This window comes from Agitococcus lubricus (assembly GCF_003051055.1).
Taxonomy (GTDB): Bacteria; Pseudomonadota; Gammaproteobacteria; order Pseudomonadales; family Moraxellaceae; genus Agitococcus; species Agitococcus lubricus.
In genome coordinates, this window is the sequence record NZ_QAON01000012.1 from 62,426 (window position 1) to 88,170 (window position 25,745).

The 25,745-nt window shown below is 43.2% G+C and carries 23 protein-coding genes; 11 read left to right on the forward strand and 12 right to left on the reverse strand.

Features of this window, described 5'->3' with window-relative positions:
* Positions 1 to 47: 47 nt before the first annotated feature.
* The 4 genes from C8N29_RS11935 to C8N29_RS11950 form a co-directional block, all read right to left on the reverse strand.
* Positions 48 to 395, reverse strand: coding sequence for a hypothetical protein (locus tag C8N29_RS11935; RefSeq protein ID WP_107866293.1), 348 nt, complete (start codon positions 393 to 395; stop codon positions 48 to 50).
* Between the two features lie 184 nt (positions 396 to 579).
* On the reverse strand, positions 580 to 2,100 hold the full coding sequence (locus tag C8N29_RS11940; RefSeq protein ID WP_107866294.1) for a flavin-containing monooxygenase: 1,521 nt from the start codon (positions 2,098 to 2,100) through the stop codon (positions 580 to 582).
* 25 nt (positions 2,101 to 2,125) lie between these two features.
* The gene (locus tag C8N29_RS11945; RefSeq protein WP_107866295.1) at positions 2,126 to 2,956 is read right to left on the reverse strand and encodes an SDR family NAD(P)-dependent oxidoreductase; all 831 of its coding nucleotides are present in this window, start codon (positions 2,954 to 2,956) and stop codon (positions 2,126 to 2,128) included.
* 85 nt (positions 2,957 to 3,041) lie between these two features.
* Positions 3,042 to 4,007: a metal-dependent hydrolase gene (locus tag C8N29_RS11950; protein ID WP_107866296.1), complete on the reverse strand. Its 966-nt coding sequence runs from the start codon at positions 4,005 to 4,007 to the stop codon at positions 3,042 to 3,044.
* A gap of 381 nt (positions 4,008 to 4,388) precedes the next feature.
* Here C8N29_RS11950 and C8N29_RS11955 point away from each other — a divergent pair, with 381 nt between their 5' ends.
* From C8N29_RS11955 to C8N29_RS11970, 4 genes are read left to right on the forward strand one after another with little or no spacing between them, the layout of a single operon-like run.
* Positions 4,389 to 5,474: an efflux RND transporter periplasmic adaptor subunit gene (locus C8N29_RS11955; RefSeq protein WP_107866297.1), complete on the forward strand. Its 1,086-nt coding sequence runs from the start codon at positions 4,389 to 4,391 to the stop codon at positions 5,472 to 5,474.
* A 3-nt stretch (positions 5,475 to 5,477) separates the two neighbouring features.
* The gene (locus tag C8N29_RS11960; RefSeq protein WP_107866298.1) at positions 5,478 to 8,549 is read left to right on the forward strand and encodes an efflux RND transporter permease subunit; all 3,072 of its coding nucleotides are present in this window, start codon (positions 5,478 to 5,480) and stop codon (positions 8,547 to 8,549) included.
* Positions 8,550 to 8,551: 2 nt separating this feature from the next.
* Complete coding sequence (locus C8N29_RS11965; RefSeq protein WP_107866299.1) at positions 8,552 to 8,866, forward strand: DUF3240 family protein; 315 nt, start codon at positions 8,552 to 8,554, stop codon at positions 8,864 to 8,866.
* A gap of 1 nt (position 8,867) precedes the next feature.
* A complete protein-coding gene (locus tag C8N29_RS11970; protein WP_107866300.1) occupies positions 8,868 to 10,115 on the forward strand; it encodes a TolC family protein in 1,248 nt (415 codons plus the stop codon).
* Positions 10,116 to 10,214: 99 nt separating this feature from the next.
* On the opposite strand, the gene C8N29_RS11975 is transcribed toward C8N29_RS11970, so the two are convergent.
* The 5 genes from C8N29_RS11975 to C8N29_RS11995 form a co-directional block, all read right to left on the reverse strand.
* A complete protein-coding gene (locus C8N29_RS11975) occupies positions 10,215 to 10,727 on the reverse strand; it encodes a peroxiredoxin (protein WP_239987144.1) in 513 nt (170 codons plus the stop codon).
* Positions 10,728 to 10,778: 51 nt separating this feature from the next.
* Entirely contained in the window at positions 10,779 to 11,825 is a 1,047-nt protein-coding gene (locus C8N29_RS11980; RefSeq protein ID WP_107866302.1) for a DUF2804 domain-containing protein, read from the reverse strand.
* 129 nt (positions 11,826 to 11,954) lie between these two features.
* Positions 11,955 to 12,653 carry an ABC transporter ATP-binding protein gene (locus tag C8N29_RS11985; RefSeq protein ID WP_107866303.1) on the reverse strand — a complete coding sequence of 233 codons (699 nt, stop codon included), beginning with the start codon at positions 12,651 to 12,653 and terminating at the stop codon, positions 11,955 to 11,957.
* A 3-nt stretch (positions 12,654 to 12,656) separates the two neighbouring features.
* On the reverse strand, positions 12,657 to 13,871 hold the full coding sequence (locus C8N29_RS11990) for an ABC transporter permease (RefSeq protein WP_107866304.1): 1,215 nt from the start codon (positions 13,869 to 13,871) through the stop codon (positions 12,657 to 12,659).
* A 6-nt stretch (positions 13,872 to 13,877) separates the two neighbouring features.
* Positions 13,878 to 15,071 carry an efflux RND transporter periplasmic adaptor subunit gene (locus C8N29_RS11995; RefSeq protein WP_107866305.1) on the reverse strand — a complete coding sequence of 398 codons (1,194 nt, stop codon included), beginning with the start codon at positions 15,069 to 15,071 and terminating at the stop codon, positions 13,878 to 13,880.
* Positions 15,072 to 15,420: 349 nt separating this feature from the next.
* On the opposite strand from C8N29_RS11995, the gene C8N29_RS12000 reads away from it, so the two are divergent.
* From C8N29_RS12000 to C8N29_RS12025, 6 genes are all read left to right on the forward strand, one after another.
* The gene (locus tag C8N29_RS12000) at positions 15,421 to 16,128 is read left to right on the forward strand and encodes a phosphoadenylyl-sulfate reductase (RefSeq protein WP_107866306.1); all 708 of its coding nucleotides are present in this window, start codon (positions 15,421 to 15,423) and stop codon (positions 16,126 to 16,128) included.
* A 144-nt stretch (positions 16,129 to 16,272) separates the two neighbouring features.
* A complete protein-coding gene (locus tag C8N29_RS12005) occupies positions 16,273 to 16,836 on the forward strand; it encodes a nitroreductase family protein (RefSeq protein ID WP_107866307.1) in 564 nt (187 codons plus the stop codon).
* Positions 16,821 to 17,297: a YiiD C-terminal domain-containing protein gene (locus tag C8N29_RS12010; RefSeq protein ID WP_107866308.1), complete on the forward strand. Its 477-nt coding sequence runs from the start codon at positions 16,821 to 16,823 to the stop codon at positions 17,295 to 17,297. Before C8N29_RS12005 ends, C8N29_RS12010 begins: the two co-directional genes overlap by 16 nt.
* A gap of 65 nt (positions 17,298 to 17,362) precedes the next feature.
* Positions 17,363 to 18,136 (forward strand): TetR/AcrR family transcriptional regulator, encoded by a 774-nt coding sequence (locus C8N29_RS17325; RefSeq protein WP_107866309.1) that lies wholly within the window; start codon positions 17,363 to 17,365, stop codon positions 18,134 to 18,136.
* Positions 18,133 to 19,230: an efflux RND transporter periplasmic adaptor subunit gene (locus C8N29_RS12020; RefSeq protein WP_170106975.1), complete on the forward strand. Its 1,098-nt coding sequence runs from the start codon at positions 18,133 to 18,135 to the stop codon at positions 19,228 to 19,230. The genes C8N29_RS17325 and C8N29_RS12020 overlap by 4 nt, the downstream gene beginning before the upstream one ends.
* A 6-nt stretch (positions 19,231 to 19,236) precedes the next feature.
* Positions 19,237 to 22,347, forward strand: coding sequence for an efflux RND transporter permease subunit (locus C8N29_RS12025; protein ID WP_107866311.1), 3,111 nt, complete (start codon positions 19,237 to 19,239; stop codon positions 22,345 to 22,347).
* An 83-nt stretch (positions 22,348 to 22,430) separates the two neighbouring features.
* Here the strand turns inward: C8N29_RS12025 and C8N29_RS12030 are convergent, their stop codons facing one another.
* Together C8N29_RS12030 and C8N29_RS12035 are read right to left on the reverse strand one after the other, a co-directional pair.
* Positions 22,431 to 23,015, reverse strand: coding sequence for a 1-acyl-sn-glycerol-3-phosphate acyltransferase (locus tag C8N29_RS12030; RefSeq protein WP_107866312.1), 585 nt, complete (start codon positions 23,013 to 23,015; stop codon positions 22,431 to 22,433).
* Positions 23,016 to 23,156: 141 nt separating this feature from the next.
* A complete protein-coding gene (locus C8N29_RS12035; RefSeq protein WP_107866313.1) occupies positions 23,157 to 23,336 on the reverse strand; it encodes a PA1571 family protein in 180 nt (59 codons plus the stop codon).
* 111 nt (positions 23,337 to 23,447) lie between these two features.
* On the opposite strand from C8N29_RS12035, the gene C8N29_RS12040 reads away from it, so the two are divergent.
* The gene (locus C8N29_RS12040) at positions 23,448 to 24,578 is read left to right on the forward strand and encodes an ATP-NAD kinase family protein (RefSeq protein WP_107866314.1); all 1,131 of its coding nucleotides are present in this window, start codon (positions 23,448 to 23,450) and stop codon (positions 24,576 to 24,578) included.
* Between the two features lie 46 nt (positions 24,579 to 24,624).
* On the opposite strand, the gene htpX is transcribed toward C8N29_RS12040, so the two are convergent.
* Positions 24,625 to 25,560: a protease HtpX gene (gene htpX / locus C8N29_RS12045; RefSeq protein WP_107866315.1), complete on the reverse strand. Its 936-nt coding sequence runs from the start codon at positions 25,558 to 25,560 to the stop codon at positions 24,625 to 24,627.
* Positions 25,561 to 25,745: the final 185 nt, after the last annotated feature.

Below are 25,745 nucleotides of genomic sequence, written 5' to 3' on the forward strand. Positions count from 1 at the left end.
TAACCTGATTTTATCCCGAACTCAGATTGGCTTAGATAGATGCGGCGTTAAAACGTCAAATGAGTGACCGACTTTCCTTGTGCTTGAATAGCACAATGATGGTCAAATACTAATCCATTAGCAACCAACTCACATTCAGCCGTCATAGGATATTGCCGATACGCGCCTTGAAAGGTGGCTTTGGGTTTTTGTGGACTCAGTAAACCTGTGATAGCGAGTTCTTGATTGACATAAATCATAATTTTGTCTTGGCCTGCTTCTAACTTGGCTTTTGCACTCAGTTGCCAAATAGTATTTTTTTCAAAGACATAATAGGTACTTTGAGGTACAGAAGTACAAGCACTGACGAGTAGAAGACTTGTCGATAACCACAAAGCGTGTAGTCGTTTAGCCATGATGAGTCCCTAAATCGGTATAGAATAGAACAAATTATAAGAATGAATGTCTACCAACGATAGTATAGGGCTAGCATATCAACAAATATGCAACACGAAAAATAATGGGAAGTGATGCGAAGTGGAAGGGGAAATCAAGAAGCCTCTCCGTGAGATACCGAAGAGGCTTTAGCTTTAAGAGAAACTAAGCGGCAACAGTTTTTGTTTTGCTTTTGGCTTTGGTTGGTGCGTTAGCTGTATTGCCATACACGACATCGTACTCTGGCAATTTTAAGCTGCTTAAACGTTGTTTAAGCGTGGCTAATGACCACGGCCATGCCGCGAAGTTACGGCCATTGGCATCTAAGTAATAACTCTTACAACCACCACTATTAAATACGGTAGTTTGCAAGTGTTTCTGCACTTCTTCATTATGACGACGTAACACTGTGGGTTTAATGGTAAATTTACTAATACCTTTGGCTTTGACTTGTTGTAAGCCATCGACAATATAGTCGAGTTGGGCTTCGGCTAAACCAATAAATGAATCATAGACCAACACATTTGGGCCAAGCATTAAAAAGGCATTGGGGACATTTTCTAAACTTGTCCCTAAATAGGCTTCGGGTGAACTGTTTTTCCATAAATCAGACAGGCGTTGGCCATCGGCATTGTGAATTTTTTTACCAATGGGTGGGTGAGATACTTCAAAACCTGTACCCCAAATAATCACATCGACTTCATGGCGTTCGCCGTTAGCGGCAACGACAGTATTGCCTTCAATTTTGACTAAACCGTGAGGAATCAAACGGGTATTCGCCGCTTGCAAAGCAGGGTAGTAATTGTTGGCAAATAAAAGACGTTTACAGCCGACAGTAAAGTTAGGTGTGACATTTTTACGTAATACAGGGTCTTTGATTTGTAGCTTGAGTAATTGTCTACCTAAAGCATTGACGGGTTTAAGCGCAATTGGGTTGCGTAAACCAAAGTTAATCGCATTTAATGACTTAGCAACACTGTTACGCCATGTTTGTTGAATTGCAGGATATTTGGCAATAATCGACTTGCCCCAATCGTTCAAATTCATATCTGGTTTGGGTAATACCCACGGTGCGGTACGTTGAAAAACATACAGTTCTTTGGCTTTAGGTTGAATTTGTGGCACAAACTGAATGGCGGATGCCCCTGTACCAATCACGGCAATACGTTTGCCTGTTAAGTCATAATCGTGATTCCATTTGGCTGAATGGAACATTTCGCCTGTAAATGTTTCTAAACCTTCCAAACGTGGTGTTTGTGGTTCGGTAATTGGGCCTGTTGCACACAACAAGGTTTTTGCTAAATATTGACCTTGATTGGTGTCTAAAACCCATAAATGACGACTATCATCCCAAGCGGCATTTTCTAAAGAAGTATTAAATTGAATCAACGATTTAATATTGAACTTTTCACTGACTTCTTCTAAATAACTCAAAATTTCGGGCTGTTTAGCAAACAAGTGACTCCATTTGGCACTGGGCGCAAACGAGTAAGAGTATAAGGCGGAAGGCACATCACAGCCACAACCAGGGTAAGTGTTTTCACGCCATGTACCACCGACACGACTAGCTTTTTCGATGATTTTGAAGTTGTTATAGCCAACTTTTTGTAAACGAATCGCGGCAGCAATACCAGAAATACCTGCACCGACAATGAAGGTGTCATAAATATGGGCTTGATTAGTCATGTTAAGTCTCTAAATCATCAGTGAGTTATTTGAAAAACGAATAGGAAAAGCCTAAAAATTTGGTGTACAAATTCGGCGATACCCGTTTCATTAACCAAAATAATTTCGCATCTAATTGCGGAATGGTGTACAACTTGCCTTTATCCAAACGATTTAACGTCAGCTTGGCAACGGCTTCACTGGTGGTCATGGCAAAGTTCATCAAAGCATGGTCAGCTAAGCCCGAATAACGACTGGGAATACGGCCATTTTTGATGATATTTGTTGGTACTAAAGTTGGGCAAAGTACGTTTACTTTAATGTCGGATTTTTTTAATTCGGCAAATAAGGTTTCTGATAAAGCCAAAACCCCTGATTTGGTGACGTTATAAGCGGTCATTTCAGGAGCAGCGGTATAACCTGCGGCTGAGGCGACGTTAATAATTGCCCCATGTCCAAGTTTTTTAAACTTAGGGACAAAATAATGGCAACCGTGAATCACACCCCATAAATTCACGTGTGTCACCCATTGCCAGTCTTCGAGGGATAACTCATCAAATTTACCACCCAAACCCACACCTGCATTGTTAATCACTAAGGTGACTGGGTGTTGCATTAACTGTTCGGCTTGTTCAGCTAGGGCAGCAACTTGTTCAGCTTGGCCTACGTCACAGGCAACGGCATAGGCTTTTGCACCGTGTTCGGCTAACAAGGCAACAGTTTTTTCGGCAGCCGCTAGGTTAATGTCGGCACAAACCACCGTGCCACCGCGTTTGCCTAATTCCAACGCAAAACTTTGACCAATACCACTGCCTGCACCTGTCACCACGGCATAAGCCTGCTGACTAGGTTTGCTGTTTTTGCTAAATAAGCCCATATATCATTCTCTCTATCAGTTTTAGCCTATTCACCTCCCAAACCTTGATGGTATAGGGGGTGAAAGGTAATAAAAGTTGTGTTGTTTAGGCTGCACGTACAGCAGGGGTAAACTCTTTGACAAAAAATGGAGTCAATGCACCTATTTCTGGGTCAAATAGTTTCTTTTTGTAGTAGTTTAAGTAGGCCGTTGTATCGTGGTCATTGGGGTGAAAGTCTGGACGGAAATAATCAAAAATATGTCCCATCGTGCTACCAAATACCCCATTTTTTCTGCCAAATAATAAACTAGCACTGGTGCTTGCTTCTTTCCAAAAACTCAAACTGACTAAATTACTCGGCTTGCGGAAAAAGGGTAGCGCTAACGCACCTAAAGAAACACCGCCTAAAATGGTGACAAATGCAATGGCAAAACCCGAAATACGTAAGGCATAATTGCCCGATAAAATTTGATAAACGTCATAAGCCACATCTTTATGCTCAGACTCTTCTAACATGTGCCACATCCACAAACCACGCGATTTAACATCATCTGAATAATAAAAATGGTCTTCATGTTTCATCATGTATTCAGCAAGCACGGCAGTAAAGTGCTCAATGCCTGCCATCATCGATAATTTGAGCGGTTGTGGAAACTTTAAGAAAGTGTGTTCAAAAACTTTTTCTGCTAAAAAGCGAAATAGTTTGACAGGCAAATGATGCTCAATCAGCATGTCATTGTATTCATTATGGAATTTAGAGTGTAACGCTTCTTGTCCAATTAAGGCAGAGACACGTTGTTTTAAGATAGGGTCAGTAATAAAGTCACGGTGATAACGTGCCGTTTCAATAACTAATTCTTCGCCATAGGTTAAAAAAATGGAAAGGGCATAAAAGTAAGCGCTTGCCCATTCCTTTTGTAAATAAAATTTATTATCAAAATCTTTGGCATCAAAATTAAAATTGAAATGGCGAATTGGCATGGTACCAGTACTGACATAGTCAGAGATTTTGATGTGCTTACGTAGTGGAAATTTTTTGAGAGTGGCATTCTTTAAACTAGTTACAATCATGATGGATACCTTTATCCGGATAACGATGTATAAATGCTCTCAAGCCTTGAGCGATAATGACGGCACTCCTTGCAGGCAGTCTGGCAATCTGAACATGGAGTGAGTGGCGGTTAAGCCAAGATGTGGTTACAACTTCAAGACTATTAAATTACATTACGAGCGTACGGTAAAAGGTGATTTCGGGACAAAAATATGTGATTTGGGGACAGAATGAGGAAATTATTATGTTTCATGCAGATGGTAGTGCCGCTATATTTTATGCAAGCAATATTTATAATCACTCCGCTTTCATCCCAATAGTTGACTAAATCTATCAGGTTTTAAGTTTCTTTTAAGCTATCACAGCTAGTATGACCTCCAAATTTCATAAATTTGGATGTTATGATGCGTGTTCACAAGCAAATTTTAGCCTGTTTTTTGTTAGGCCATAGTGTAATAGGTACAGTGGCCTTTGCCGAAACCATTAATTTTAGCCCTACACAACTTAGCCAAGCCAAAATTACCACCACCAAACTGCTGCCTGCTACACAAGCACACAGCAATTTGACCTTGAATGGTCAAGCGGTTTGGTCAAGCCAAGCACAAAGCACCATTGCTGCGCCTGTCTCGGGCATTATTCAACAACTCAGTATTGAAAATTTACAAACCATTAGTGCAGGGCAAACCATAGCCACCTTGCATAGCCCACAACTGTTAACGTGGCAAAGCGAGTTGTTACAAGCCCAAGCTCAACGTGATCTCGCTGCTCAACATCTACAACGTGAACAACAATTATTTAACGAAGGCATTATTGCCGAAAAGCGCATTTTTGAAGCGCGTAATGCCTTAACCATGGCGGATGTGAGTCTTAAACAAAAACAACAACTGATGCAGTTAGTCGGCAAAGTTGCTGGTAAACAACTAGACCCACAATTAACCATTAAAGCGAATCAAAGTGGGGTAGTGAGTGAAGTTTTAGTCAGTCAAGGTCAACAAGTTGAAGCAGGTACGCCTTTAGTAAAATTGGTGCGTAATGGTCAATTATGGTTGCAATTACAAGCTACGCCAGCTCAAGCCCAACAAATTCGTGTCGGTAATGCGGTGCAAGTGGCAGGCTGTGCCACAGGCCAAGTCAAAAGTTTAGCCAATGGTTTAACCGCCAATACCCAAACCCGTATTATTCAGGTGTCAGTGCCACAAGCACAACAATGCCTACAACCGTTGCAGTATGTCAGCGCCCAAGTTTTGGCTCAGTCAAGCAATAGCCAAGGTTGGACAGTACCTAGCCAAGCTCTCGTTAAACAAAATAATCAATGGTATGTGTTTAAACAAACGGCACAGGGTTTCGAGCCAATCGCCGTCAACATATTGAGCCAAAGCAATAAGCAAACGCTGATTGATGGTCAAGCTCTACAAGCCAATATGCCGATTGCGATCACAGGTTTGGTGCAAATTAAAGCCGCATGGTCGGGCATGGGTGGGGAATAAACCATGTTAAACCGTTTGATTGCTTTTGCCTTAGCACAACGTGTGCTGATTATCTTGCTCAGTGTCGCATTGTTAATTTCGGGTTATTTTGCGTTTAGTAAATTGCCAATTGATGCTTTTCCTGATGTCTCCAGCACCCAAGTACAAATTATTATGAAAGCCGCAGGCATGACACCCGAAGAAGTGGAAAGTCGTATTGTTGCCCCCATCGAACAAGAGTTATTAGGCATTCCTCATCAAAGCATGTTGCGTTCACAATCAAAATACGCGATTGCGGTGATTACCTTAGATTTTGCCGAAGGTACAGACCCTTATTGGGCGCGACAACAAGTCAATGAACGTTTAGCAGGGGTAATGGATGTTTTACCCAGCAATGCCAGTGGTGGTATTGCGCCAATGACCACACCGTTGGGCGAAATGTTTATGTTTACCGTTGAAGGTGATTTATCGCCAATGGATAAACGCCAATTATTAGAACGCGTGATTAGACCTCGCTTGCGTGGCATTGAGGGGGTTGCCGATGTTAATAGCTTGGGCGGTTATGTGAAAACCTTTGAGGTAACACCGAATCTCACCGCTTTAGCGGCGCGTGGTGTGAGCTTGGCACAATTACAAATGGCGATTGAGGCCAATCATCGTAGTGATGGTGCAGGCCGTTTGGTGCAACACGAAGAGTCGATTTTAGTGCGCAGTGATAGCCGTATTCGCAGTATAGACGAACTCAAACAATTATTAGTGGCGAGTGTTAACGGTGTGCCGATTTTTGTCGCTGATGTTGCTGAGGTTAAGATTGGTAGTTTAACGCGTTATGGTGCAGTCACCCAAAATGGTCAAGGTGAAGCTGTCGAAGGCATTGTTTTGGGCTTACGTGGCGCAAATGCCCGTTTATTGGTCAGTGAAGTCCGTCATCAACTGCAAGAAATTGAAGCCAGTTTGCCCAAAGGGGTGACCTTAAAACCGTTTTATGATCGTGGCGATTTGGTCAATCGTGCGATTCATACCGTCACCAAATCTTTAGCCGAAGCGATTGTCTTGGTGTTAGTGTTGTTGATGTTGTTTTTAGGCAATTTACGCGCAGCTTTAGTGGTGGCGGTGATTTTGCCATTATCGGCATTAGGCACGTTTTTGTTGATGCGTTATTTTGGTTTATCGGCCAATTTAATGTCGCTGGGTGGTTTGGCGATTGCCATTGGTTTATTGGTCGATGCGGCTGTGGTGGTGGTAGAAAACATCGAAGCGCATCAAGCCGAGATTATCGAAAAGAAACAACAAGCGATGCTGCCAGCTTTGCATGTGATTTATCGTGCGGTGCAAGAAGTGGCTGTGCCTGTTAGCGCAGGCATGGTGATTATCATGTTGGTATTTTTACCCTTACTCACGTTACAAGGTTTAGAAGGGAAGTTATTTGCACCTGTAGCCTTAACCATTGTCTTTGCCTTGTCTGCGTCGTTGTTGTTGTCCTTAACCGTGATTCCTGTGTTGGCTTCTTTTGTGTTAAAGGCTCAAGTTCATCATACGCCGTGGCTAGTTGCACGTTTAGAAGCGGGTTATCAACGTTTGCTGGACTGGTCGTTTGTGCATAGCAAATGGGTTTATACAGGAGCAGCACTCGCTTTAGTTGGCGCATTAGCCTTGTTTCCGTTTATTGGTAAATCGTTTATGCCAACCATGGATGAAGGCGACATTATTATGCAATTGGAAAAACTGCCATCCATTCAACTGAATAGCTCAACAGCCATCGATTTAGATGTACAACAACGTATTTTAGCCAAAGTGCCTGATATTCAACGTATTGTCGCCAGAACAGGCTCAGATGAATTGGGTTTAGACCCCATGGGTTTAAATGAAACTGACACCTTTTTGGTGTTAAAACCCAAAGAGCAATGGCAAGCCAAAAATAAAGAACAAATCATTGACCAAGTGCGTGCAGTGATTGCTGATGTCGCAGGGGTAAATTTTAGTTTTACCCAACCCATTGAAATGCGTACCTCAGAAATGTTGTCAGGGGTGCGTGGTGATTTGGCGGTTAAAGTGTATGGCTCAGACTTGGCCGAGCTAAGCCAAATTGCTGAGCAAATTGCCAACATTTTACAAGGCATTCAGGGCAGCGAAGACGTAATGACCTTAGAAAATTCGGGTGTGCAATATTTACAAGTCCAAATTGACCGTGTGGCCGCAGGTCGGGTGGGTTTAAGCAGTGAAGACATTCAGGCGATGTTAAGAACCTTAGTCGAAGGACAAACCATTAGCAGTGTTTTAGAGCAAGGCAAACCCACCCCGTTAGTGATGAGAGGTGCAGAGGCCCTGCGTTTATCCACCGAAACCTTTAGTCAACTGCAACTGCCTTTAGCCAATGGCCAAAGCATTGCGTTGTCCTCAGTGGCCAAGTTAGTAGCTGATGAAGGTGTAGTCAAAATTGAGCGTGAAAATGCCTCACGGATGTCAGTGATTCGCGCCAATGTCAAAGGCCGTGACTTGGTGGGTTTTGTCGACGAAGCCAAAGCCAAAGTCCAACAACAGATTAAATTACCTGTTGGTTATCGTTTGGCATGGGGTGGACAATTTGAAAATCAACAACGTGCCGCCGCACGGTTAATGACGGTGATTCCTGCCGCCTTAGCGATGATATTTTTCTTATTATTTGCCACCTTAGGCTCAGTACGCCAAGCCGCCTTAGTGTTCGTCAATATTCCTTTTGCCTTGATTGGTGGCGTAGTGGCTTTAGCGATCACAGGACAATATTTGTCTGTGCCTGCCTCAGTGGGTTTTATTGCCTTAATGGGCATTGCCGTACTCAATGGCTTGGTGATGATTGGTTATTTTAATCAATTATTGGCGCGTGGTTTAGACGTCGCTACTGTGGTTAAACAAGGAGCTATGCGCCGTTTACGGCCTGTGATGATGACCGCTAGCATCGCTGCTTTTGGTTTAGTGCCGTTGTTATTTGCCACAGGGCCGGGTTCGGAAATTCAACAACCTTTAGCGGTGGTGGTGATTGGCGGATTAGTCAGTTGTACCTTATTAACCTTGGTGTTGTTGCCTAATTTATTTCGTCGCTTTGGCGTGGAGCGTTAATCATGAATCAGCAAGTGTTATTACAACTGAACATTAGCGCGCGGATTCGTGCCGAATTTTTAGATCATTTACGCTTAGTGCCACACTTAGTCTCGGGTTGTACCATTGTCGATGCAGCAGGTTTTGGTGCACAACAACACTATGGTTCAGCCTTAGAAAAAGTCTTAGGTCAAACCCAACGACAATTGGTGATGATGGTATTAGCCCAAGACAATGTGTCTGCGGTATTAGCCCATATTCGTCAACAATTTATCTCGCCTGATATTCAATATTGGTTAACACCTGTGTTGGCGAATGGCCGTTTGAGTGAGGTCTAAGATGAAAAAAATACTTTTGCTGAGTGCTTTGTTGCCGAATGTGATGTGGGCGCAAGTGGAGATGCCATTTAGTGCTTTATTACCGCCCGAAAATGAGGTGCGTCAAAGTCTAGAGCAACATCCGATGGTACAAGCCAATCAAGCAACCATGGACTATGAACGAGCTAATGCCCAGCGTTTAATTCAGGGTGAAGACCCTTGGCAAGCAAGGTTTGCCTTACAACAACGCCGTAATAATCAAGCTAATTTAAATAGTGTAGAACAAACTATGGGTTTAGAAAAACGTCTACGTTTGCCCAGCAAAGTAGCGATGGATAAACAACTGGCACAAACGGCACTAAGCATCGCTCAGCTCAGTCGTGGTGATGCGTGGCACGAAGCAGCAAAAATATTATTGGCTGATTGGTTTGCGGTTAGCAAAGCGCAAGCGAATTTACAACGTATAGATGAGCAATTAGCCTTATTAGATAAACAGTTAGCAGTGATTAATAAACGCATTAGTGCAGGTGATGCACCTCGTTTAGAGCGACTATTGGTTGAGCAAGAGCGGGCAAAGTTGGCCTTGCAACGTCAACAGCAACACGCCGAATTAGCACAACAACAGTTAAATTTACAGCGTTATTATCGTGGCCAACCGTTAAGCCATATAGATTTAAGTCAAATACCCAGTCAATTAAATTTGGGCGATGAGCAAACATGGATTAAACAAGTGTTAGCCGCAAACCACGAATTAGAACTGGCCGAAGAGCATAGTAAACGTCAGGATTTACATGCACAGCGTGTGGCTTTAGAAAAAAAACCTGACCCCACATTAGGGATTACTTATAGCCGTGAGCAAGCTGGCCAAGAAAATATTATCGGCTTAAGTGTCAGTGTGCCGTTGTTTAATCCTGCGCTTAAATCCTTAGTGAATATGGCACAAGCTCAAGCCAGTCAAGCCCATTATCAACAACAACAAACGGCACAACGTTTGACACAAGAAACCAAACAACGCTTATTGAGTTTGTCGGCAGCACAACAGCAACTACAACAGGCACAAGACTTAGTCACACAGCAACAAGCCAATAGTCAGTTATTTGTTAAAGCCTATCAGTTGGGCGAAGTGAGTATTAATGATTGGCTGTTAAGTATGCGTCAGTATGTCGAGGCCTGTCAGCAACGTGATTTGCTAAAATTAAGTTTGGCCGAAGATTACAGCCGATTATTGGTTGATAGTCATTTGTTGTGGGGGTTAGCCGAGAATGAATGAGCAAGAGAGAATATAGCAATTAAACCATCCCAAGAGGCGTGCGCTTACTAGCATCAAAGTCTTGACTTTATGGAAGAACACGCTCGCATTTTTATTTTACTAAGACTTCGATAAACGTGCCACATCTTCTAAAACTTGTGTGGCATGTTTGTGTGGGCTGACACTATCGTAGTGGTAAACAATATTGCCTTGGGGGTCGATTAAAAAAGTTTCACGACTAGTAAAGCTCATGGGGCCAAAACCATTGAGTACGCCGAGTTGTTTTGATAAAACTTTGCCGCTATCTGATAAAAGAGTAAAGGGTAGTTTTAAGTCATCAGAGAATTTTTTGTGTGATTCCACACTATCAACACTAACGCCCGCAATGGCAATACCGCGTTGTTTGTAAGTGGTGAATTGGTCTCTAAAGCGTTTGGCTTCTTCTGTACAGCCACCTGTATGGTTTTTAGGATAAAAATATAACACTAACCATTTACCCTTGTAGTCAGCCAAACGATGAATTTTTCCGTTTTGGTCAGGCAAAGCAAAGGCAGGTGCAGGAGAGCCTACCCATTCTGCGGCCATGACATTGACACTTAACAGCAGTCCGAAGACGAGTGATAACAAACGCATAAGCACACCTTTACTTAACTTATATTTCACCATTAAAAGACTAGTCTGGTTTTACCACTTGATATATTGGTCTTCAACAAAGCCTTTTAAACCATCTAAGCATATTTCTTGTTGATTTAATATAATACAACCGCTGAACTCACCAAACAGTTGACGGAAATGGGTATTTAGCAGACCAGCGCGTACTTTTTCGCGGTGCATTCCCAATGGGCTAAATTGTAAGTTGACCACACCATCATGCGTACGAATACGCCACGGCTCGTTAATATTCTTCTGGTTAAAGTCAAACTGTGTTTGTGCTAAAGGATAACAAATCCCACCTAGCCAAAAACAATTCTCACTAAAACTGGTTTCATTGACCCCTGTAGATAAATTAAGACCAAGAGCTTGACCTGTAAAATCGCCACGTTGGACTACGCCTGCCGAGCACGCCCAGTTCCACCACGTTTCGCGACGCATAAAACCTGTCGAAAAATCTAAGCTGCCATAGGCACCGATGCTGGCTAAATCACTTTGTTCTTGATGGAGCTTAATAAAACCAAAGAGCGGTTGACCAGCAGATTTAGCGGTATACGCCCAACCGTTATAACCTGTGCGTGTACAAATAGACATCGGTTCAAGGTTATCTTCAGTCATACGCGCTTCGAGCGTGAGTTCTTTACACTGTATAAGTAAGGTTTTTTGACGAGGCTGTTTTTGATAACCTAAGCAAATATCGACAATCAATGGAATTTTGAAGCGAGTCTCACCTTCACAGGGATTGTCTGCAAAATGAAACCCTACGCCTAATGGACTACGCCATGACCTTGACCATAATTTCTGATGTTGAATGTCATATACATAAACAAATGCCATGGCCACATAAGCTAAGTTAGCCAATGCGCAACCAAAAATATACCGTTCACTCATGCCACCAAAATATTGAAATTCTTTATGACTCAGCCAGCGTGCTAGCGATGAACGCTGTTCGCCAAAAGGGTTCTGAAAAGAAAAGTCATGGCTATTGATGATAGATAAGGCATCGTCAAAATAACCAAAACGGGGTTTGCCATTGTCAATAAGTGGCTCAAGTGCCGATAAAGGGGAGTGTAACGCCATAAACAGGTCTCATATCGGTGCAGGGATGAGTACTTACCTTACAGGATAGTGCAATCAGGCGAATTGTCTATTGATGCCAAAAAAAGAGGTGTAAAAAAAGAGGTGTAAAGCGGTCAAGCACGGGACAGCTTAGGGCAAGGCAGCATAACTATCACTTACCAAATACCCATCTTTTAATACTAATTGACGGTCACAGCGTTTGGCCAATTGCATATCGTGGGTGACAATTAAAAAGCTCGTCCCGTCTTCTTGGTTAATGGTACGTAATAGTGCAAAAATCTGGTCTGCGGTTTGCGAGTCTAAATTCCCTGTTGGCTCATCGGCTAGAACTAATAACGGCTGTGCCATCAAGGCACGAACAATAGCAACACGTTGTTGTTGTCCCCCTGATAATTGTTGTGGAAAGCGGTAAGCCTGTTCGGCTAAACCCACTTTATCTAATAAATAGAATGCCCGTTTTTTGAGTTGAGCTTCGGGGATGCCACGAATCTTCATGGGCATCATCACATTTTCGATAGCGTTAAACGCCGAAATTAAGTGGTGAAATTGAAAAACAAAACCCAAAGTTTGATTACGGAGTGCGGTACGCTCATTGTCCTGTAAATTTTCTGTATATTGCCCAGCCAGTCTAATACTGCCACTAGAGGCTTGCTCTAATAGACCGATTTGATTGAGTAATGTCGATTTACCTGAACCCGATTGACCAATCAAGGCGCTAAATTCTCCTTGTGCAACACTAAAGCTAATATTTTTTAGGATATGACTTTGCGTATCACCTGAGCCATAAATACGATTAAGTTGTTCAATCACCAGTAGAGGACTAGTCATAATTTATCCGTAACGAATCGCTTGTACAGGGTCTAATTTGGCGGCGCGATAGGCGGGAACAGCCGCCGCTAACAAACCTGTCACAGTGGCAACCAACATGGAACTGGCAATTAACTCATTGGTCAAGGCTAAGTTAAACAGTGGCTCACCCGAAGGACTGCGCGCAAACAAGGAAAATAATTGCCCTAAGCCAATACCTGCGACAGTCCCAATAATCGCCCCTAATAAGCCTAATAACCCGCCTTGAATTAAGAAGCTAATTAATACTGCATGTTGACTTAGCCCCATAGCACGTAAAATACCAATTTCTTTTTGCTTTTGTACGACAGCAATTGCCAACACGCTAGCGATACCAAACGCGACAGAAATGAGGACAAAAAATCGAATAATCGTCGTTGATGCTGTTTGTGATTTGAGAGCTGTCATCAATTGCTGATTGGAGGCCATCCAGCTATCGGCACGAATACCATATTGCCGTTGCAGTTGTTGAGCAATATTTTCGGCGGCAAACAGCGTCTTAACTTGTAAATCAATACCTGTCACTTGCCCCGTCAGATTGAGTAGGTTTTGAGCAGAGCGTAACGATAAGTATACCCAGCGTTGGTCTGGGTCTTTCACGCCTAATGCAAAAATAGCGGTAATACGTACAATCAGTGAGCGATTACTCGCTGTCACTAAGGTCAATTTATCACCTACTTTTAAGCCTAAGTCGGTCGCCAAGCGTTCACCCACCATGGCTTCGTCACTGGCCAGTTGGATTTGTCCTGCCTTAATATAGTTTTCAAGTGGAATGATTTGACGATAGGCATCAGGGTCTATCCCAATCAGGGCGACGGCTTTTTCGGCTTGGCCACGTAAGGCAAAAGCTGCCCCTGACGTAAACGGCGAAATGGCTTTCAGCTCGCTATGTTGTTTGAGGTCATTAAGAATCAGTGGCCAATTCAAAATGGGTTCTATTTTTTGTGGTCGTGCTTGTTCTTGTCTAAAAATAAGGGGTGCATCAACGCCGCTTAATAAGGTGCGGTCTGGTGCGCTCAGCACAATATGTGCCTGTGTTCCTAAGGTTCGCTCAATAATATTAGCCTGCAAACCTGTAACTAAGGCACTGATGAAAATAATCACAGCAATACCTAACGCAATACCACTCGTAATTAAGGCGGTTTGTGTTTTGCCTTCGCGTAAAAAGCGAATGGCCAGTTGCCACTCTATCAATGCCATAACACATTACTCCGCAGAGGCGGCGACTGTAACCCGTTGGCTATCAGTCAATAGTTGGTCAGTGATAATAACTTGGGCGTCTACACGCAAGCCTGAGAGTACCTGAACTTGATTGCCACTCCGTTCACCTAGACGAATAGTTTGTTTTTTGGCTTTTTGTTGGTCTACCACCCAAACCCAGTATTGATTGCCTGTTTGCTGTATCGCCTTACTGTCAATAATAACTGCCTGATTGATTTTTTGTGTGCTCAACTCCAATGAAACCGTCATGCCTTCTCTCAAAAACTCAGGCCATTGTTTACTCGTTAAACGAACCTCAACAGTACCCCGTGTATCACTGATTTGGGGGGCAATATAAGTGATATAGGCGATAAATTTTTGTTCTGGATAGGCATCAGCAACGACGGTGGCTTCCTGTTGCAGGTGTAATTCGGATAACCAACGCTCGTCTAAACGCGCAATAATTTGCTGTTGCCCCACTGGAACAATCTTTAAGAGGTTATCCCCTTGTTTTATATACTGACCTACAGACACGTTACGTTCTAAAACAATGGCATCAAAAGGCGCTATGCTGGTTTGTTTGTCGATTTTTGCCTGTAGTTGCGCAACGTGTGCTTGTGCTTGTTGCCATTGGCTAAAGGCAAGTTTTTCGTCTATACCATTCGTAAGTAAAGCCTGTTGTTGTAGGGTAGCTATTTTGACATCCTGTTCTTTGAGTGCCATATTTTCGGCAGATAGTCTGAGTTGTTCGGGACTAATTTGACCTGTGTTTGCGAGAGCGAGATTATCTTGATGTTGACGTACGGCTTGTTGCCATAACAGAGTAGCCTTGTCTGCATTATGCTGGCTTTGTTTACGCTCTATGCGTTTGAGTCGATTTAAACGTAACAGTGCTTGGCTTTCGGCTTGTGTCGCTTGTGCCAACAGGGCACTATTTTCGGGGTCTTCGGTACGGGCTAATAACGCCCCTTTTTTAACAGCTTGCCCTTCATTGGCAATAGCAACGACAACGCCTGCTATTTCATGATTGATAAGACTAGCACTTGGGGATTGAACTTGACCTGTCGCTAAAATGGTGACTTGCAAGGAACCTGTTTGAGGTTTGATGGTATTGACTTTGATAGGTAAATGAGTCACCCAATAATTACTGAGGATAAGTGCAAGTACAAAGCTAAGGGCAAATAGTATTTTTTTGAGCATAACTCACACACTGTAGATTAAAAAATCAATTTTCTAGTTATAAACCAAAAGAAATCAGACAAAATAGATGAAAATTGTAGATTTGCCCCCAATAATAGAAGAAGAGTTCAAAAAATGTAAAAATGCCTAAAACTGTATAAGATATGACGTTAGCAGAGTATCGAAAGTAGTGGGGCTAATACCGATAATGCCAGTCAGTTAAGAAAAATTGGCACTTAAAAACTGCCCTTCGACCCTTCGGCTGGCTCAGGGCTGGCCAAGCTCAGGGCGCATTTTTGCGTTGACTGAGCGGAGTCGAAGTCAGCAAAAATGGCTTAACTGACAGGCATTAGCTAATACCGAGGTTTTTATGAGTACGCAATCGCTCATCACGAGCACAACCAACCGAGCAGGATTGTCACAGGAAACAATTAATCGCTTGAATTCTCAGTATAAACAATTAAGTTTTGAACAAAGAATTAGCAAACTTTATCAGGACTTTGATGCCAATAAAATTTTGGTCACATCTTCATTTGCCGCCACATCTGCCTATTTTCTGCACATAATTGCCAGTATTAATCCGAAGCAAAAAATTCACTTCATCAATACAGGTTTTCATTTTCCAGAAACACTGGCCTATCGTGACTTTTTGCAGCAAAAATTTAATTTAGACGTGATAGACGTTCATCCAGACCCGCATCACTATCAATATGCCGTCAATGAGCGTCTTTGGGAGACTGACCCTGACTTATGTTGTTCGGTCAACAAAGTGCAACCTTTAGATTTAATTAAAGAACAATACGATATTTGGGTCTCTAGTTTGATGGGCTGGGAGTCTGAGCACCGTGCTACTCTGGAGATTTTTGAAGAGCGTCGAGGAATTATTAAGTTTAACCCCATGATTGATGTCAGTCGTGAAGACCGCGATAACTATATAAAAACGCATGACTTACCGTTTCATCCACTTGTAGCAGAGGGCTATGCCTCCATCGGTTGTTCGCATTGTACGGCCAAAGGGGAAGGACGAGAAGGGCGTTGGCAGGGTAAAAACAAAACCGAATGTGGTTTACACGTTTAAGTTTAGTGGATAGAGACTCATATCGTGTTTGATTTGAGTCTTTATTTAACAGCGTTGTTGTTTATATGCGTAAATAATTTGCGCTGACACCTTGAACCGAAAATGTTATTGTCCGATGCGTTCATTCTAGCTCATAGGACAGTCATGGATACTCTCACCGCCCTTATGACCCGCAGCTCACAAGGAGCATTAACTGAGCCAGCACCCGCAAACTCAGTATTACAACAGGCTTTTCAGGCAGCATTACGTGCACCAGATCACCGTTTATTGCGTCCTTGGCGTTTTTTAGTGATTGAAGCCAAGGCACGCGAGCAACTAGGGGAATATTTTTTACAAGCAGGTTTAGCGGAAAATCCTGCACTAAGCGACGTCGAGCAGCAACGCTTATTAAAAATGCCATTACGTGCGCCAATGATTGTGGTGGCAATTACTAGCTTCAAACAAGACGATAAAGTCCCTCCAGTCGAACAAACCTTAAGCACAGGTGCGGCCGTACAAAATTTTTTATTGGCCATCCATGCACAAGGTTTTGCAAGTATGTGGCGTACGGGTTGGGTCACAGAACATAAAATCATCAAAAATGCTTTGTCAGTGACAGAGCATGAGCAAATTGCAGGTTTTATCTACTTAGGTACACCTGTTAATCCACCCAAACAAACCGTGTTATTGGCGGTAGATGAGTTTGTGAAAACATGGCAAGCGCCCTAATGTACGAACAGGCTAGGGAGTTTGTGCAAGCGTTTTTATGCGAACATATTCCCTTGGCAAAGGCAATGCAGTTAAGTGTACGGCATTATGATGGTCAGCATCTCAGTTTGGCAGCACCATTAGTCGCCAATCATAATGATAAGCAGACGGCATTTGCAGGCAGCATCAGTAGTTTAGCCACGGTCACAGCATGGGCATTATTAATGTTATGGGCGCGGCAACAAGGTCGGTATGATTATCAGGTGGCTGTTGTACATGCCGATATTCATTATAAAAAGCCTGTGTTGACCGATTTTTATGCTCAAGCAACGTTACCTACAGCCGATGTTTTAGTGAAAAGTGCACAAGTCTTGGCGCAAAAAGGACGTGTACGCATTGCTGTGCAGATTGATGTGATGGATGAACACGGTATCGCCGCAAAACAATTGGCAGAATACGCTGTCTGGCGTGTAAAAATCTAAGTGCGTGCTATGGACAGCAGCCATCACATACTCTATGGTATGCCCATACTAGTGAGTATGTTTTTATGCGTGACAAACTGATAGCTATCCTAAAACAACAGAGCCAACACATGGCTGTTCAAGAGATGACTGTAGAGCTATTGGCACAGTTAGCCAATGTCTCTGTAGAAAATGTCTTACAAACCTTAGGCTCTGCCGAAAACTATCCCGCTCTACTTGCCTATGAACAGCCCAATATTACCCGTGACCGTATTTTAAGTGCGGCAATGGCTGTTTTTGCACAAAAAGGTTGGCAAAAAACCTCTTTAGATGAAGTAGCAGCAGCAGCAGGTATGACTAAAGGCGCAATTTATTGGCATTTTCGCAATAAAAACGACTTGTTTTTTGCCCTATTAGATGCACGTTTGCAACGAGATACCTCTCCGCTGACAGCCGAAATTCAGTATGCCATTCAACAAGCACAACAAGGGCAAGCACAGGCGGCAGTGATGCACTTATTTGCCCAATCGTGGTCACGTTGTGCGGTAGACAGAGAGTGGTTGCGTTTATATTTAGAGGTGATGAGTCAGGCACAAGAGCCAGAAATCTCCCAGCGTTTACAAGGCTTGTATCATTATATTTGGCAATTATCGGCTGAATTTGTCGAGGGCATGCAAGCGGGAGGTTTAGTCCGTCAGCAAGTCAATCCTCAAGATATGGCCGTATTATGGTGCGTCATTTTTGATGGTGTGATGGCGGCTGCTACAGCAAATCCGCATTTAGATATCAAGCAATTAGCACAGCAAATTATTCCTATTTTATGGCAAGGGATTGCGCCATCTGCTCAGGGGCAATTATGAAACCTTACTTTATTCATGTACTCGCCATTATTGGTGGGGCTTTAGTGGTGACAGGCTGCGGACAAGCGCCACAAGCAACGGTTGCACAAGTAAAAGAGGTGGCGAGTTTAGAGCTGGCAGCCACAGATGTTACGAAGGCAGAGATACAAACGGTACAGTCGAATGTGGCTATCACAGGGCAATTACAAGCCCTTAATTTTACGACGGTACAAACAGAAGTGGGCGCGGCTGTAGCAGAAGTCTTGGTTCGTGAAGGTCAAACGGTGACTAAAGGACAAATATTAGTGCGGTTAGCTACTCAAGATTTAGAGGCGCGCGTACATCAAGCAGAAGCGGCGTTAGCCGCGGCAAATGCAGAGTCAGTGTTAGCCAATGCCGTACAACAACGTAATGAAGAACTACACCAACAGCGTTATGTATCGGATATTGATTATAAACGTGGCATTGCCGAGGCAAATGCCAAAGCTGAGAATGTCAAAGCACAAAAAGCCTTGTTGTTGATTGCTAAAAAAGCATTAGCCAATGCGACCATTACTGCCCCTATGACGGGTATTGTTGCCAAGCGTTATGTCCAAACGGGGCAAACCGTTGCCATGAATGCGCCATTATTAGATGTGATTGATTTACGAGAATTAGAGTTGGTTGCGACTGTCCCTGCCGAACATGTTGCACAATTAACGATTGGGCAACGAGTAGATTTTACGATACAAGGTTTTACCGACACGTTTAATGCCACAGTCTCACGGATTAACCCTGTCGCAGACAGTGCGACACGTGCTGTCACCTTTTATGCCCGTGTGAATCAACAGGGACAATTATTAAAAGCGGGTTTATTTGCGCAAGGACGGCTGCAATTGGGGCAGGCCGAACAAGGTGTCGTAGTACCTACGGTAGCCATTCATTATCAACAGCAGCAACCTTATGTCTGGCGTGTGCAAGGGAAACAATTACAACAACAAGCAGTAACTTTAGGCACAACCGATAGTCGACAAGGAAAAACCGTCGTTAAACAAGGGCTTGCAGCAGGTGACATGATTGTCTTAGTCCAGCTGACCGAGCAGGCAGCAAATATGCCTGTTAAATTAGCGGAGTAATACATTATGTGGTTAACGCGCGTCAGTGTGCAAAATCCTGTATTTGCAGCGATGATGATGTTTGCCCTAATGGTTGTGGGCTTATTTGCCTACAAAGATGTGGGGGTGGAAGAATTTCCGAATGTGGAATTTCCTTTTGTGATTGTCACCACCAACTATCCAGGGGCATCGCCCGAAGTTGTGGAGTCAGATGTCACTCGTAAAATCGAAGATACAGTCAACACCATTTCAGGGGTAAAACGGGTTATTTCAACCTCTTATGAAGGCCGCTCTTTTGTCGCGATTGAATTTTACTTAAATGTGCCAGTCAGTGTCGCTGTTCAAGATGTACGCGATAAAATTGCAGTCTTAAAAACTGAGTTTCGTGACGAAATTAAAGACCCGATTATTGAGCGTTATAACCCAGGCTCTGTGCCCGTCGTCTCTTTAGCGTTTACATCCAACACCTTGCCGCTGCGGGAGTTGAGTACCTATATCGACCAAAAATTGAGTAAACGCTTACAAACCGTATCGGGCGTGGGTAAGGTTGAAATTTTAGGTGAAGTCAAACGCGAAATTCGAGTGTACTTAAAGCCACAAGCCTTACAAGCCTACAGTATTGGTGTGGATGAAGTATTACGCGTATTAGCTGCTGAAAATGCAGAACTGCCGTCAGGCACTTTAAAAGCAGGGAATCAAGAACAAGTTGTACAAATTAAAGGCCGTATTGCGCAACCTGAACAATTTAAGCGTCTGATTGTTGCACGTCGTCAAGGTCAGCCTATCTATTTAGAGCAAGTGGCTGATGTTTTAGATGGTGAGCAAGACTTAGAGTCGGCGGCCTTGATTAACGGTCAAGCTGCAGTATCGGTAGATGTCATTAAAAGCTCAGGTGCAAACGTCATTGAAGTTGTAGATAAAGTCAATGATGTGTTGGCAGAAATTCGACCGCAATTACCCGCAGGCGTCTCGATGACCGTGGTTGCAGACAGTTCCAAATCCATTCGCGCCTCGTTGGCAGATGTCGAAAAAACCTTACTCGAAGGAGCCGCCTTAGCGATTTTAATTGTTTTATTATTTTTGGGGTCGTGGCGCAGTACGGTTATTACGGGATTGACCTTGCCGATTTCTCTCTTAGGAACTATTTTTGCGATTTATTATTTTGGTTTTACCATCAATTTAATGAGCCTAATGGCTTTATCGCTCTGTATTGGTTTACTAGTCGATGACGCGATTGTAGTCAGAGAAAATATTGTACGTCATGCAGCGATGGGGAAAAATCATTATCAAGCCGCATTAGATGGCACCAATGAAATCGGTTTAGCCGTGTTGGCAACCACGCTAAGTATTATTGCCGTGTTTTTGCCTGTCGCTTTTATGGGCGGTATTATCGGTCGTTTCTTTTACCAATTTGGTGTTACTGTCAGTGCCGCCGTGTTGTTGTCGATGTTTGTCAGTTTTACCCTAGACCCGATGTTGTCATCCGTATGGCCAGATAAACATAAACACGGAGAAAAGCGTACAGGTTTTGGCGGGCTATTGGATAAATTTGGCCTGTTTTTAGACTGGTTAGGTGAGGTATATGCACGTGTTATTGCATGGTCATTGCGTCATCGTCGCATCACAATGGGGATTGCTGTAGCCAGTTTAATAGGAGCTTTTTCGTTGGCAGGTTTAATCGGTAAAGAGTTTGTTCCTGAGCCCGACTTAAGCGAAATTGGTGTCAGCTTTGAAACAGCGCAAGATGCGTCTTTAGAATATACCCTCAGTAAAGTGCATCAAGCAGAGGCGATTATCCGCCATTACCCCGAAGTGATTAGTACCTATGCCACCGTAAATACCAGTGCCGACCCAGGCCGTAACCAAGCCAGTATTCGGGTATTACTGAAGCCAAAACAACAACGCCAACTCAGTCAAAAACAGCTTATCAATATTATTAGAGCGCGTTTAACACAAGTCGCAGGCATTAGTATTACCTCGGTGGCGGCTGCTAAAGAGTCCGTCTCGGGGGGGCTAAAGCCGATTATGCTCAGTGTACAAGGGCCAGACTTAAAAGAGCTACAACGTATTTCGCAAGAAATTGCCGCAGGTATGGGCAAAATAGAGGGACTTGTTGATATAGAGTCGTCATTAAAAGCCAGTAAGCCCACGATTGCTGTCAATATTGACCGAGAGGCAGCCAGTGATGCAGGTTTAAGTGTCGCCAGTATTGGGAATGCCTTGCGTCCCTTATTGGCAGGTGACGAGGTAACGACATGGCAAGACAGTCAAGGTGAGAATTATGATGTCCGTGTACGCTTACCCGAAAGCGAACGTCAAGACCTCGAAAACTTGAGTCAGCTTTATTTAGCCAGCACGAAAAAGAATCCTATTACCGACGCGCCCTATATGATTCCCTTGGGGCAGGTAGCGACTTTTGAAGCTAGCGAAGGTGCCGCACAAATCAATCGGCGTAATTTAATGCGTGAAGTTTTAATTCAGGCCAACACCGATGGTCGTCCTGCGGGCGATATTGGTGTCGATGTTAAAAAACTACAAGACAGTATTAAATTGCCTGCAGGCTATCGTTTTGAAACAGAAGGTGCTAACAAAGATATGGCTGAATCTGCAGGGTATGCGATGACAGCTTTATTATTAGCGGTTATCTTTATTTATATGGTCTTAGGCTCGCAATTTAACAGCTTTTTATACCCTGTCGCGATTATGACCTCATTGCCATTGTCGCTAATTGGCGTATTTTTAGCCTTATTTATATTTAACAGCACCTTAAATTTATTCTCGATTATTGGGGTGGTTATGTTAATGGGCTTAGTGACCAAAAATGCTATCTTGTTAATTGATTTTATCAAGGTAGCCCTAGAAAAAGGCGAAGACCGTACCCGTGCTGTAATTATGGCAGGCAAAACACGATTAAGACCGATTTTAATGACAACGATGGCAATGGTCATGGGTATGCTGCCTTTGGCTTTAGGTTTAGGCGATGGGGCGGAGCAACGTGCACCGATGGCACACGCTATTATTGGTGGAGTTATCACCTCGACACTATTAACCTTAGTCGTTGTCCCTGTGGTCTATACTTATTTGGATGATATTAAACAGCGTTGTGCCCGCTTATTTGCTAGCAAGTCGGCTGATTAAAGCAAGCCGTATACTACGTCATCCCCCATTCGCTTAGACTGAAACAAGGCTAAGAGAGGGAATGGGGGAGAATGCGGCAGTTTTTAGTCGTGATAATCTAAATCTACGCTAAAGTTTTCGGGATGTTTACCAGCAATATGCTTATAAAATGCCATAATTTCGTGCATATCTTTATGCATATTACCGCTAGGATAAACCACTTTGCCTACGCCAGCTTCCTTTTTGTTGTAGTCTAAATAGCCTAAAGCAATCGGAACCTTGGCTGTGACAGCAATATGATAAAAGCCTGTTTTCCATTTCGTGCGTAAAGAGCGTGTGCCTTCAGGGGTAACTAACATCACTAAATCGGGATGTGTCTTGAATAAATCAGCCATTAACTGCACCATGCTTTCGCGCTCTTCACCTGCTTTTTTAGGCCGACGATTAATACCTATCCCACCCAAATAACGGACAAAGGGGCCGTAAGGAAAACGCATATAACTGTCTTTAATGGTAATTTTGACAGGAATACCCATCAGCACAAATGCCGTACGGGTATATAGTGCATCCCAATTACTGGTATGCGGTGCGGCAATCATGACACATTGTTTAATATCGGCAGGGAGTTGGTTTTTGAATGTCCAACCTGTAAAGGCAAATGTACCTTTGGCAATAAATTTAGCGAGCATAGTCGGTCTTGTTATATATCAGTAAACTAAAGAATGACTATAGCATAAAAAGACAGTTGTATTTTAATAAGCAATAAAAAACCCTGTTATTTAGACAGGGTTTTTATTATCACCTAGAGAGAGATAGGCGTATAATAGAACTTAAGCTGCTTTTTTAGCAGGGAAATGCCAGAGTTTCATTAACTCATCACAGGCATTCACAATCATTTCTTCGGTAATTGGAATTTCGTGACCTTGCTCGTCGAGCAGGGTTGCACCTTGGAATGCTTGCAGGTCAACTAAATTGTTGTCAAATTTTTTGTTCATGTCGACGATTTGCATAACAACCTCACTTGCCTAGCGCGTTTGCGGGGTATTGGCTTCTTGATGTAGTCAGTATAAGAAAGCCAACTACAAATGTATTCAAAAACTTGCCTAAATCTGTAACCATCTATGAAACATGAGAATAATTCTTGCTTGCATTCGTTAAGTATCGGTTTAATCATCAATCCGATTGCAGGCTTAGGCGGTGCCATCGCGTTGAAGGGCAGTGACCAAGTCTTATGGCCAGACATATTCACTGCCCAGCATTCGCGTGCCTATCAACGTGCGTATCAAACCCTAAAACTGTTACAACCGTATGTCGAGCAACTGACTTTTTTTACGGTATCCGATTTGATGGGAGCCGCATTATTAGCAGACTTAGGGATGAAGCACACCGTCGTTTATGAGACAGATGTGACAACTAATGCACAAGATACCCATTTGGCTGCCCAAGCGATTGTGGCGCAAGGTATTGATTTACTTCTTTTTGCAGGTGGTGATGGTACTGCACGCGATTTGTGCCAGTTGAATTTAACGGTACCTGTTTTAGGTATTCCCTCTGGCGTGAAGATGCACTCTGGTGTCTTTGCAATCAATCCAGAAAGCGCTGCCTCATTAATAGAAAAACTCATTAGTGGCGGGGGTGTAGTGATTGAGTCTGCCGAAGTACGTGATTTAGATGAACAATTATTACAGCAAGCTAAAGTACAAACCCGATTTTATGGCGAATTAAACGTGCCCGTTGATATTCGTTTAGTGCAGCAAGTGAAGTGTGCCACCATTGAATCAGACGAATTGGCGCAAATGGACATTGCGGCTTACGTTATTGAGCTATTAGAGCCAGATGTGGTGTATTTATTGGGTGTTGGCAGTACATGTGCTGCCATTATGGCAAATTTAGGTTATGTTCATACCTTATTAGGTTTTGATGCGCTCTTAAATCAGCAGCTTATAGGTCAAGATTTAACCGAAACAGACATTGGCGATTTAATGGCACGCTATCCTTGTAAAGTCATTTTAACGGCAACGGGTGGGCAAGGCATTATTTTAGGGCGGGGTAATCAACAATTATCACCGACTATCTTGCGTCAAATGGGTCGAGAAAATCTAATGATTGTATTAACCCCCCATAAATTACAGGGGTTGATGGGACGAGCTTTACGTTTAGATACAGGCGATATGCATCTAAATGCGGCGTGGCGAGGTTTAATCACCGTGATAACGGGGTATCAGCAACAGCAATTATATTATCTCGAATAAAGCAGGCATAAAAAAGGCGACGGATAGTCGCCTTTTTTATCGGAGTTTAACGGTGTCCCCACAAAGACTGATTTTGTGGAACTTCATTGGGAATAGATAAGGCTTCTAAGGCAGCAATACGGTCTGGAATCGCGGGGTGTGATGCAAATAATGCAGCCAAACTGAAGCCTTCACGCTTACCTTCGGCAATGGCTAATGCAGTCATTTCGGCTGGCATTTGGTCTGGCATGTCATGTTCAGCTTGTAAACGACGTAAGGCGTTAATCATAGACTGTTTGCCTGCTAAGCGAGCACCTGCTTCGTCGGCACGGAATTCACGACGACGAGAGAACCACATGACAATCGCAGAAGCTAGGATACCTAACACAATATCGGCAATCAAACTGGTGACATAGTAAGCAATACCAGGCCCATCTTCATTCTTGAAAATCACACGGTCAACAAAGTTACCAATAATACGGGAGAAGAACATGACAAAGGTATTTACTACACCCTGAATTAAACTTAATGTCACCATGTCACCATTGGCAACGTGACCGATTTCGTGACCCAAGACTGCGCGTACTTCATCACGATTCATACGGTCAAGCAAGCCACTAGAAACAGCGACTAAAGCGGCATTTTTGTTCCAACCCGTTGCAAAGGCATTGGATTGAAAACTGGGGAAAATACCGACTTCTGGCATTTTAATCCCGGCTTTTTGGGACAATTCGGCAACGGTATCCATCAACCAGCGTTCTTCGGCAGTACGTGGTGTTTCAATAATTTCAGTGCCTGTGGTGCGCTTAGCTAACCATTTAGACATGAATAAAGAAATGAGTGAGCCGACCATACCAAACACAAAACAGACGACTAATAAATTGGCAAGATTCAGCGTATTCCCTGCGCTATGTGTCGCACCAACACCCAACACACTCAAAATAATGCCTGCGACTAGCACAATAGCCAAGTTGGTGAGCAGGAATAACACGATACGAAACATGGTTTTTTATACTCCAGTCGATAGAGCAAGCATAAAAATACTATGCAGACTCAAGAATTGGTTTATCAGCGACGGTAGCCTAAAAGTCTTTTTTAGAACTAAAACGTCCAATGAATAAGGTATGGATAAACGGTAGGATTTACAAGACAGGAGTATTGTAGCTTTGTAAATAGAAGGCTGTTTTG

What these genes read in the sequence shown, in the direction of transcription:
- C8N29_RS11935 (WP_107866293.1), bottom strand. Translation starts at nt 395, where the DNA reads ATGGCTAAACGACTACACGCTTTGTGGTTATCGACAAGTCTTCTACTC.
- C8N29_RS11940 (WP_107866294.1), bottom strand. Translation starts at nt 2,100, where the DNA reads ATGACTAATCAAGCCCATATTTATGACACCTTCATTGTCGGTGCAGGT.
- C8N29_RS11945 (WP_107866295.1), bottom strand. Translation starts at nt 2,956, where the DNA reads ATGGGCTTATTTAGCAAAAACAGCAAACCTAGTCAGCAGGCTTATGCC.
- C8N29_RS11950 (WP_107866296.1), bottom strand. Translation starts at nt 4,007, where the DNA reads ATGATTGTAACTAGTTTAAAGAATGCCACTCTCAAAAAATTTCCACTA.
- C8N29_RS11955 (WP_107866297.1), top strand. Translation starts at nt 4,389, where the DNA reads ATGATGCGTGTTCACAAGCAAATTTTAGCCTGTTTTTTGTTAGGCCAT.
- C8N29_RS11960 (WP_107866298.1), top strand. Translation starts at nt 5,478, where the DNA reads ATGTTAAACCGTTTGATTGCTTTTGCCTTAGCACAACGTGTGCTGATT.
- C8N29_RS11965 (WP_107866299.1), top strand. Translation starts at nt 8,552, where the DNA reads ATGAATCAGCAAGTGTTATTACAACTGAACATTAGCGCGCGGATTCGT.
- C8N29_RS11970 (WP_107866300.1), top strand. Translation starts at nt 8,868, where the DNA reads ATGAAAAAAATACTTTTGCTGAGTGCTTTGTTGCCGAATGTGATGTGG.
- C8N29_RS11975 (WP_239987144.1), bottom strand. Translation starts at nt 10,727, where the DNA reads ATGCGTTTGTTATCACTCGTCTTCGGACTGCTGTTAAGTGTCAATGTC.
- C8N29_RS11980 (WP_107866302.1), bottom strand. Translation starts at nt 11,825, where the DNA reads ATGGCGTTACACTCCCCTTTATCGGCACTTGAGCCACTTATTGACAAT.
- C8N29_RS11985 (WP_107866303.1), bottom strand. Translation starts at nt 12,653, where the DNA reads ATGACTAGTCCTCTACTGGTGATTGAACAACTTAATCGTATTTATGGC.
- C8N29_RS11990 (WP_107866304.1), bottom strand. Translation starts at nt 13,871, where the DNA reads ATGGCATTGATAGAGTGGCAACTGGCCATTCGCTTTTTACGCGAAGGC.
- C8N29_RS11995 (WP_107866305.1), bottom strand. Translation starts at nt 15,071, where the DNA reads ATGCTCAAAAAAATACTATTTGCCCTTAGCTTTGTACTTGCACTTATC.
- C8N29_RS12000 (WP_107866306.1), top strand. Translation starts at nt 15,421, where the DNA reads ATGAGTACGCAATCGCTCATCACGAGCACAACCAACCGAGCAGGATTG.
- C8N29_RS12005 (WP_107866307.1), top strand. Translation starts at nt 16,273, where the DNA reads ATGGATACTCTCACCGCCCTTATGACCCGCAGCTCACAAGGAGCATTA.
- C8N29_RS12010 (WP_107866308.1), top strand. Translation starts at nt 16,821, where the DNA reads ATGGCAAGCGCCCTAATGTACGAACAGGCTAGGGAGTTTGTGCAAGCG.
- C8N29_RS17325 (WP_107866309.1), top strand. Translation starts at nt 17,363, where the DNA reads ATGCGTGACAAACTGATAGCTATCCTAAAACAACAGAGCCAACACATG.
- C8N29_RS12020 (WP_170106975.1), top strand. Translation starts at nt 18,133, where the DNA reads ATGAAACCTTACTTTATTCATGTACTCGCCATTATTGGTGGGGCTTTA.
- C8N29_RS12025 (WP_107866311.1), top strand. Translation starts at nt 19,237, where the DNA reads ATGTGGTTAACGCGCGTCAGTGTGCAAAATCCTGTATTTGCAGCGATG.
- C8N29_RS12030 (WP_107866312.1), bottom strand. Translation starts at nt 23,015, where the DNA reads ATGCTCGCTAAATTTATTGCCAAAGGTACATTTGCCTTTACAGGTTGG.
- C8N29_RS12035 (WP_107866313.1), bottom strand. Translation starts at nt 23,336, where the DNA reads ATGCAAATCGTCGACATGAACAAAAAATTTGACAACAATTTAGTTGAC.
- C8N29_RS12040 (WP_107866314.1), top strand. Translation starts at nt 23,448, where the DNA reads ATGAAACATGAGAATAATTCTTGCTTGCATTCGTTAAGTATCGGTTTA.
- htpX (WP_107866315.1), bottom strand. Translation starts at nt 25,560, where the DNA reads ATGTTTCGTATCGTGTTATTCCTGCTCACCAACTTGGCTATTGTGCTA.